This window comes from Carboxydothermus islandicus, assembly GCF_001950325.1.
GTDB classification, from domain to species: domain Bacteria; phylum Bacillota; class Z-2901; order Carboxydothermales; family Carboxydothermaceae; genus Carboxydothermus; species Carboxydothermus islandicus.
In genome coordinates, this window is record NZ_BDJL01000008.1 from 35,977 (window position 1) to 45,436 (window position 9,460).

The following is a 9,460-nucleotide window of genomic DNA, read 5'->3' on the forward strand; positions in this document are numbered from 1 at the left end:
TAGACCTCATACCTCATGATCGCCCACTGCAAAAGCCACTGGTCACCAGCAGCCTGGTTTATTTTAAGCTACTCAGATATACACAATTACTTTAAGCAAAAAGTACTAACTGGGAAGTCGGTGCTAAACCTTTTAAGCACCCATGCGCTTCCAGTACTTCGATAACCGCTTTAGTGGCTTTTCCCCTGGTTTTTAAATCTTCTACCGAGACAAACATCCCTTCTCCCCTGGCCTTTACAATATTAACCGCCGCCGCCTCCCCAATGCCGGGCAGAGCCACAAAAGGCGGTAAAATTCCTTCGGGAGTTATTAAAAAGCGGGTAGCATCGGATTTTTCCAGATCTACCGGCAGCATTTTTATTCCCCGGGCCAGCATTTCCAGGGCAACTTCTAACACCGTAATCAGACCTTTTTCCTTGGCCGTTAAACTTCCCCCCCGTTGTTCTATCTCATCAAGAGTTTTCCAAATTTTTTCCGGACCAGCCAAGATAACGGGCAGGTCAAAGTCATCGGCCCTCACGGTAAAATAAGTAGCATAAAAAGCTTCCGGGTAGTAAACCTTAAAGTAGGCAATTCTAAAAGCCATCATCACGTAAGCTACCGCATGGGCTTTGGGGAAGAGGTATTTTATTTTCTGGCAGCTTCCAATAAACCAGTCGGGAACTCCATGTTCTTTCATTACCGCTATTTCTTCCTCGGAAATTCCTTTTCCTTTGCGGACGTTTTCCATGATTTTAAAAGCTTTTTTCGGCGGAACTCCTTTTTGCAGGAGGTAAATCATAATGTCGTCCCGGGTAGAAATGGCATCGGATAATTTACATATTCCGGCTCGAATTAAATCCTGAGCATTATTTAGCCAAACATCGGTCCCATGGGAAAAGCCGGAAATCCGCACCAGTTCGGTAAAGCTCTTGGGTCTGGTATCTTCAAGCATCTGCCGCACAAAACGGGTTCCAAATTCCGGAATTCCATAGGTACCTACAGTAGTGCGGATTTGTTCGGGAGTTACCCCTAAGGGTTCGGTAGACGAAAAGATACCTAAAGTTTTCTGGTCATCCAACCGGATAGTTCGGGGATCAATTCCCGTTAAATCTTCTAACATCTTAAGAACGGTCGGGTCATCGTGGCCTAAGATGTCAAGCTTAACCAAACGGCTTGAAATTGAGTGATAATCAAAATGAGTGGTTACTACCCCCGAACTTTTATCATCCGCCGGATACTGGAGAGGAGTAAACCGGTGAACATCGTTATTTTTCGGGACAACCATAAGACCGCCCGGATGCTGGCCGGTAGTTCTCTTGACCCCGACAATCCCGTTCGTTAGCCAGTTTATCCAGGCCTGACGGGCCGGCCTTCCGGTCTCCTCAAAATATTTTTTCACAAAGCCAAAGGCCGTCTTATCGGCAACGGTAGCAATTGTTCCCGCCCGGAAAACGTAATCCTTGCCAAATAGTTCTTCGGTATATTTATGCGCCCGGGGCTGGTATTCCCCGGAAAAGTTTAAGTCAATATCCGGAACCTTGTCCCCTTCAAAGCCCATAAAGGTTTCAAAGGGGATATCGTGACCTTCTTTTTTGAGAAGAGTACCACAGCGGGGGCAATTCTTATCGGGCATATCGGCACCGCAGCCGTAACTGCCATCGGTAATAAACTCGCTGTAGCGACAATTAGGACAAAGGTAATGGGGGGGGAGAGGGTTAACCTCGGTAATCATCGTCATCGTCGCCACCAGCGAAGAACCTACCGAACCCCGCGAACCTACAAGATAACCATCATCTAAAGATTTTTTAACCAACTTATGGGCTATTAAATACAAAACCGCAAACCCGTTATTAATGATAGCGTCAAGCTCCCGCTTTAATCTTTTTTCCACTATTTCCGGAAGCGGATCTCCGTATAACTCATGGGCTCTTTGATAGGTCATTTCGTAAATCTGCCGGTCCGCCCCTTCAATTATCGGCGGATAAAACTCATCGGGAATTGGCTTTACCGCTTCAATTTGTTCGGCAATTTTGCGCGGGTTTTCCACTACCACTTCATAGGCTTTTTGATGGCCTAAATAAGCAAATTCTTTTAACATCTCTTCGGTGGTTTTAAGGTAAATGGGTGGCTGCAGTTCGGCATCGTCATACCCCTGCCCTTTTTGGAGAATCCGGCGGTAAATTTCATCTTCGGGCTCTAAAAAGTGAACATCGCCGGTAGCCACCACCGGTTTATTTAATTTTTCTCCCAAAGCAATGATTTTCCGGTTCAACTCTTCCAATTCCTGTTCGCTCTTTAAACGCTGGTTTCTCAATAAAAAGGCATTATTTCCTTTAGGCATTATTTCAAAATAATCGTAAAACCGGGCAATTTCGAAAATACGGCTCTCCGGCTGGTTTTCCAGTAACGCAGTAAATAGTTCCCCGGCTTCGCAGGCAGTACCTATCAGTAAACCTTCCCGGTAGCGCATCAGCTCACTTTTGGGGATGCGGGGGTGGCGGTGAAAATATTTTAAATGGGATAAGGTAATTAAACGGTAAAGGTTGTAAAGTCCTTCCTGGTTTTTCACTAAAATCGAAACGTGATAGGTTTTGGAACGGTCGTTAATGTAGTTATAGTTTATTTTAGCTAAGTCCTCTAAGCTATAAAGTCCCCGTTCAAAAAGCCTGGGCAGTAGCTTTAAAAAAACTTCCGCTAAAGCATAGCTATCCGCCAGAGCCCGGTGGTGGTTATTAAGGGAAACTTCCAGATGTTCGGTTACGGTTTTTAATTTATGATTTTTCAACTCCGGAAACAAAATCCTGACCAGCGCCAAATTATCCACAACCGGAAATTTCCGGTCATGTCCCAATCTCTTTAAAGCCTGTCGTAAAAACCCGAAATCAAAAGCAGCATTATGGGCCAGCAGGATGCTGCCATCGCAAAAACGCAGGAATTTTTCTATGGCTTCACCACAATCCAGCCCTTCCTTTTCTAAAAGGTCGTTAGTAATACCGGTAAGTTCGGAAATTTTAGCAGAAATAGGTTTTTGCGGGCGAACCAGTACGGAAAAAGTCTCCTTTATTTCTCCGGCAAAGATTTTAACCGCTCCAATTTCAATAATTTCATCTCTTTGCGAAGATAAACCGGAGGTTTCAAAGTCAAAAGCTACTATTGGCGTTTCCTTTAACGATAAAGGTTCGGGATTAAAAACTACCGGCAATCCATCATCCACCAGATATCCTTCAAGTCCATAGATAACTTTAATCCCGTATTTTGCCGAAAGTTCCGCTGCTTCAGGAAAAGCCTGAACAACACCGTGGTCGGTAATGGCTACCGCCTCATGCCCCCAGCTCTTCAAAGTTTGGAAAAGCTTTTCTAAATCCACTACGCTATCCATTGCGCTCATCTTACTGTGTAAGTGGAGTTCTATTCTCTTGGTTTCAGCCAAATCCATCCGGCCCGCGGGTTTTTCGATTTCCTCTAAATCATTTACAAATAACACCAGTTCATCGGCAAAACGGTCAAATTGCACTTCGCCCCTGACCTTTACGTACATGCCCTCTTTGATTATAGAAGCTTTTTCTTCTTCCCCTTTTTTCAAAAACAGTTTGGCCGAAATGGCATCCGTTTGGTCCGTTAGGTTAAAAGTAATTAATATCCTTTCCGTCTTAAGCTTCTTCACTTCCAAATCAAAGATAACTCCGCTGACCACCACATTTTTTTCCTCTTCGGTAAGGCTGGCAATTTTACAGGGAGTTTCCTTAATTTCCTTTCCCAGGAAAAGCTTAACCGGAACCTCTTCTTTATTTTCCTGCCCCTCTCTTTCCGCTACTTTCTCTTCCCAGAGTTTTTGTACTAATTCTTCTTCCATTTCTAACTGCCAGTCCAGTACTTCTTTTGCTTCTTCTTTAAATTTAGCAATAAACTTATATTCCGGGGCGACTTTAGCCAGAAATTTTCCAATTGTTTCCCCAACTTTTTTTCGTTTTATTGTATCAAATAATATTTCATTGGCGGTTTCAAAAATAATGTTTTCTCCATCAAAGGTTAAGCCCGCTTCCCTGAGTTCCCCCCGCAACCGGGGTAGTTTTTGCACCAGTATATAGTTAATATCTTCCAAGAGAAACTCGATATCCGTATCGCAAAAATTTTCCACCGCTAAATCAATACTAACGTTTAATTCCGGAAATTCTTCCAAGATCGCTGCCTTTAAGCCATCAAATTCCTTTAAAGAAATATAATGGGGAGCTTTAAAATAAAGCTCCCATTTTTGGTTTCGGGGATCCACCTGAACTTTATCCAAAAATGCTTTTTGCCCCAAGCTTTCCAGGAAAGACTTAATTTTGTCCATAACGCCTTACTCCTTTTGCACCTGAATTACTCCCGGAAGATTGGCTATTTCCTCTATGGCCTTATAAACCCGGTTCTTATCCGGTCGCGAAAGCATGATGACAATTTGTACTTGTTGGTTCTTCTTTTTAATAATCTCTACATTATCAATATTAATCCCGTTACGGCCAAAAGCTTCGGATACTTTGGCCAGTTGTCCCGGAGTATCCTCCACTAAAACGGTAACCGTTTCGCCGCTACGGTAAATTTCTAAATACCTTTCCACCTTACCTAAATACAATAGGGCAATGTAAACTATGCCGGTGGCAACCACTGCTCCAAAGTAAAAGCCCATGCCCACCGCCAGACCAACGCCGCTAACCACCCAGAGGCTCGCAGCGGTGGTAAGCCCGCGAATCGTTAGACCCTCCCGTAAAATAGTCCCGGCACCCAGGAAACCAATCCCACTTACTACCTGAGCAGCTAAACGGGCCGGATCAGCGGTAGCCTTACCGTAAAAGTCAAAATAAATTTGTTCCGAGAGCAGCATGATTAGAGCCGAACCCACGCAAACCAGGATATGAGTGCGAAAGCCTGCGGATTTACCGATACTTTCCCGCTCAAGTCCTATTAAGCCCCCTAAAATACTTGCCAGGATCAACCGGATAACAATCTCAAGCTCGCTCATCGTACTGCTCCTCTATCTTTAAAATTTAAACTTACTACCAAAGCTAAAAACTATGTCCCGGTACATCTTAGCCCTTGCTATCATTCCAGGAATTAAACCAAACTTTTCTTCCTTCATTACATGGGTTAAGTGGGGTAACGGTACTTCAATTACTTTAATACCCCTCTTTTTGGCATATAAGGTAAGACTTACTTCAATACCGTAGCGAAGCTGTTCGATGTCGTCATTTTCCGCAAAAAATTCTTCTAAAAACCACCGCTGAAAAGCTCTCTGACCAGAAAGAAAGGGAGTAATTTTCTGGGCAAAATCGGTGGCAAAACGGCCCTGATTAAAAATACCCACCGTCATAACTGCTTCTTCTTTTATTACCGGTAGCAAAAGGTTAATTACGTGCCTTGCAGTTAAATTAACTAAATCGGCATCCAAAAAAGCAATTATATCTCCGCGCGAATTTTTAAAACCTTCGAAAAGCGCTGCACCTTTTCCCCGATTTTCCCCAAGGGAAATAACATCAGCTTTTAACTGGCGGGCAATAATTGCTGTTTTGTCCTTTGAGCCATCATCGATAACAATGATTTTATCGATGAGCGAAAGCTTTTTTAAACTTGCAATCACCCGCCCGATATTTTTTTCCTCGTTATACGCTGGAATCAACACCTCAACGGTCAAAGAGCTTTCCCCCTATAAAGTTTTTAAGAGCTGTCTTAAGCCATCCACTAACTCTTCTTTTTGGAAAACCTTTTCTTCCCGGGTTCGACGAATTTTTACCTCATATACCCCTTCATTTACGGTTCGTTTACCAACGGTTATCCGGAGCGGAATGCCAATTAAATCCGCATCTTTAAATTTAACCCCGGGTCGCTCGTCCCTGTCGTCTATCACAACCTCAAAGCCCGCGTTTAATAATAAATTATAAACTTCCTCCGCCATTTTCATTTGCTGTTCGTCCTTATTGGAAACCGGCACCACGATTATTTCAAAGGGAGCTATAGCCGCCGGCCAGATTATACCATCTTCATCATGGTTTTGCTCCACTGCTGCCGCCATAGTCCTGGTCACACCAATACCGTAACAACCCATAATGATGGGCTTTTGCTGCCCATTTTCATCTAAATAAAATGCACCCATTTTCCTGCTGTATTTGTCTTTAAGTTTAAAGATCTGCCCCACTTCAATCCCCCGGGCAAATACCAGGGCTTTTCCGCATTTAGGACACGGTTCTCCTTCTTCAACCAAACGAATGTCCGCATATTTTACCGCGGGCGAAAAATCCCTTTCGGGATTTACCCCGATCAAGTGATAACCCGTCTCGTTTGCTCCGGCAACCGCATTTAAAACATGTTTTACTTCCAGATCAGCAATTACCGGAATCTCTACCCCTACCGGACCTATCGAGCCGTATTCGGCCCCTAATACCTCTTCCACTTCCTGAGGTGAAGCAAGCTCTAAAACCAAACAATCCACCTGATTCTTTACTTTGACTTCATTAACTTCCCGGTCACCCCGCACTACTGCCAGTACATACCCATCATCGGCCTTAAATAACACCGATTTTAAAATTTGTTTTTTCTCAACCTTTAAAAACGCGGCTACTTCGTCCACAGTTTTTACATTGGGAGTTGCTACTTTCTGGATCTGGGCAGGAGTTCCGATTACTTCGGGGATAAATTTTGTTTCCGCTTTTTCCAGATTTGCGGCATAGCCGCAGTTATCGTCGGGGCAATAGGCAACTACCGCTTCGCCGGAATTAGCCAGCACCATAAATTCGTGGGTGGTACTCCCACCAATAGCACCGGCATCCGCTTCCACCGCCCGAAACTTTAAACCGCAGCGGGTAAACACATTGGTATAAGCTTCGTACATCTTGCGGTAACTTATTTCTAAGCCTTCTTCATCCCGGTCGAAAGAATAAAGATCCTTCATGATAAATTCGCGCCCGCGCATTAAGCCAAAGCGAGGTCTTTTTTCGTCCCGGTACTTATTTTGAATCTGGTAAAGAAGCAGGGGTAATTCTTTATAAGACCTTACTTCCCTTCTTACCAGGTCGGTAATGATCTCTTCATGGGTAGGCCCCAGGCAAAAATCCCGGTTGTGCCGGTCTTTTAATTTAAAAAGTTCCGGACCGTAAACATGCCAGCGGCCCGTTTCAAGCCAAAGTTCCGCCGGCTGTAAAATCGGGAGCATTAATTCCTGGCCGCCCTGCCGGTCCATTTCCTCCCGGATAATCTGCATGATTTTTTTAAGAACCCTCTGGGCTAAAGGTAAATATGTATAAACCCCCGATGCTGATTTGCGGATAAAACCGGCCCGCAACAAAAGTTTATGACTTATTACTTCTGCTTCCGCAGGATTTTCTCTTAAAGTCGGCATAAAGTACTGGGATAGCCTCATTACACTTCCTCCTCCAACTTTTTAATCTCTTCTTTTAATACTCTTAATATTTCTTCTTCCCTAATTTTTTTAACAACCTTCCCCTTTTTAAATAATAACGCTTCACCCCTGCCTCCGGCAATTCCTATGTCTGCTTCCCGGGCTTCGCCGGGGCCATTAACCACACAGCCCATTACCGCAATTTTCAGGGGTTTTTTGACGTTTTGAGCAAACTTCTCAACTTCCCGGGCTATTTTAATGATATCTACCTGGGTACGTCCGCAAGTTGGACAGGAAATAACTTCAGCCCCGTACTCCCTTAAACCCAGGGCTTTTAAAATTTGAAATCCTATCTTTACCTCTTCCACCGGATCTGCTGTCAGAGAAACCCTCAAGGTATCACCAATACCTTCGGCCAAAAGGGCCCCGATCCCCACCGCAGATTTAATAATCCCGGTGGAACGGGGTCCCGCTTCGGTTACGCCAATATGGAACGGATAGTCAACTTTCTTTGCTAAAAGTCGGTAGGCTGCCAGCATTAACGGAATATCCGAGGCTTTAAGCGATATCTTGATAAGGTCAAAATCCATATCTTCTAAAATTCCCACATGGTGGAGAGCGCTTTCCACCATCGCTTCAGGGGTAATGCCTCCATACTTCTCCATAAGCTTTTTTTCTAAAGAGCCGGCATTGACCCCTATCCGGATGGGAACTCGACGGTTTTTAGCTTCCCGCACGATAAGCCGAACTTTTTCGGCACTCCCGATATTTCCTGGATTCAGGCGAAGACCGTGAACTCCTGCCTCTAAAGCCATTAACGCTAACTTATAATCAAAGTGAATATCGGCAATAACCGGCAGGGGAGATTTTTCCACGATTAATTTTAAGGCCCGGGCCGCTTCCTGATCGGGAACGGCCACCCGCACTAATTCACAGCCGGCTTTTTTGAGTCTATTAATTTGTCGTAAAGTTTTTTGCCAATCCCGGGTATCGGTATTGGTCATCGACTGCACGGTAATCGGAGCATCCCCACCCACCGGCACCGGTCCAATAAAAATGGTTTTCGTTTTTCGGCGCGGAAGTAGCAATTTAACCACCTATTAGAGAAATAATGTCTTTATAAGTTATAATTAGCATCAGTAAAAGCAAAAGCCCAAATCCGATTAAATGAATAAAGTTTTCCTTCTCCGGATCGATTGGTTTTCCCCGCAGAGCTTCAGCTAAAACAAACATAATCCGGCTGCCATCCAAAGCCGGAATGGGAAGCAAGTTAAAAATGCCAAGATTGATGCTTAAAAAAGCAGCCAGCTGTACCAGGGAACTCAGTCCAAACTGGGCAGCCCGGCCAATCTCCGAAACCACCCTTACCGGCCCCCCCAGCTCCATTGGAGCCTGGTTAACAAGCATTTTACCAAGAAACACTACAATTAAAGCGATTATTTTAAAGGTGTAAACAAAACCCAGGTACAATCCTTCCCAGATTGGTTTTCGTTCAATTTCCTGCCGGGGAACAATACCAATCTTTCCTTGCCCCTGGTCATCGGGGCGGGGAGTAACTACTATGGTTTTTTCCATGTTTTCCCGTATAATTTTAAAGGTTAACGGTTTATTGGGATTTTTACTTATTTTTTCCACTAACTGTTCCCACGAAGTAATCTTAGTTTCGTTCACCGCTATTATTTTATCGCCGGGCTTAAATCCGGCCTCTGCCGCCGGCATATTGGGCTGAACCTGTTCAACCACCGGAATCGCTTTAGGGATTCCAAAGGCGCTAAAAACCAGCGCCAAGAGAACCACCGCCAGCAACAGGTTCATTCCCGAACCGGCAAATAACACTAAAGCCCGCTGCCAGACCGAGGCTTTTGTAAAACTGCCCCGGTCGTCCTCTTCTTCTTCCCCTTCTTCTAAATCCATCCCCTTCATTTTCACAAAACCGCCCAGAGGAATTAATCTTAAACTGTACTGCGTTTCCTTTTTCCGGGTTTTGGCTAAAAGCGGACCAAAACCGATGCTAAACTCTTTAACTACAATACCCACTTTTTTGGCCGCTAAAAAGTGACCAAGTTCGTGAATCCAAATTAAAAGAAAAAAGATAACTATCGAGGCAAC

6 protein-coding genes are annotated in these 9,460 nt (G+C 44.4%); all 6 read right to left on the minus strand.

Annotated elements, in window-relative coordinates:
* Window positions 1-91 precede the first annotated feature (91 nt).
* The gene (locus ciss_RS02510; RefSeq protein ID WP_075864744.1) at window positions 92-4,315 is read right to left on the minus strand and encodes a PolC-type DNA polymerase III; all 4,224 of its coding nucleotides are present in this window, start codon (window positions 4,313-4,315) and stop codon (window positions 92-94) included.
* 6 nt (window positions 4,316-4,321) lie between these two features.
* Complete coding sequence (locus ciss_RS02515) at window positions 4,322-4,981, minus strand: MgtC/SapB family protein (protein WP_075864745.1); 660 nt, start codon at window positions 4,979-4,981, stop codon at window positions 4,322-4,324.
* Window positions 4,982-4,999: 18 nt separating this feature from the next.
* A complete protein-coding gene (locus tag ciss_RS02520; RefSeq protein WP_075864746.1) occupies window positions 5,000-5,650 on the minus strand; it encodes a glycosyltransferase family 2 protein in 651 nt (216 codons plus the stop codon).
* A 12-nt stretch (window positions 5,651-5,662) separates the two neighbouring features.
* Window positions 5,663-7,372 carry a proline--tRNA ligase gene (locus ciss_RS02525; protein ID WP_075864747.1) on the minus strand — a complete coding sequence of 570 codons (1,710 nt, stop codon included), beginning with the start codon at window positions 7,370-7,372 and terminating at the stop codon, window positions 5,663-5,665.
* A complete protein-coding gene (ispG, locus tag ciss_RS02530) occupies window positions 7,372-8,439 on the minus strand; it encodes a flavodoxin-dependent (E)-4-hydroxy-3-methylbut-2-enyl-diphosphate synthase (RefSeq protein WP_075864748.1) in 1,068 nt (355 codons plus the stop codon). The genes ciss_RS02525 and ispG overlap by 1 nt, the downstream gene beginning before the upstream one ends.
* A 1-nt stretch (window position 8,440) precedes the next feature.
* Window positions 8,441-9,460 (minus strand): RIP metalloprotease RseP (rseP, locus tag ciss_RS02535; RefSeq protein WP_075864749.1); only part of this gene is annotated, 1,020 nt, incomplete at its 5' end.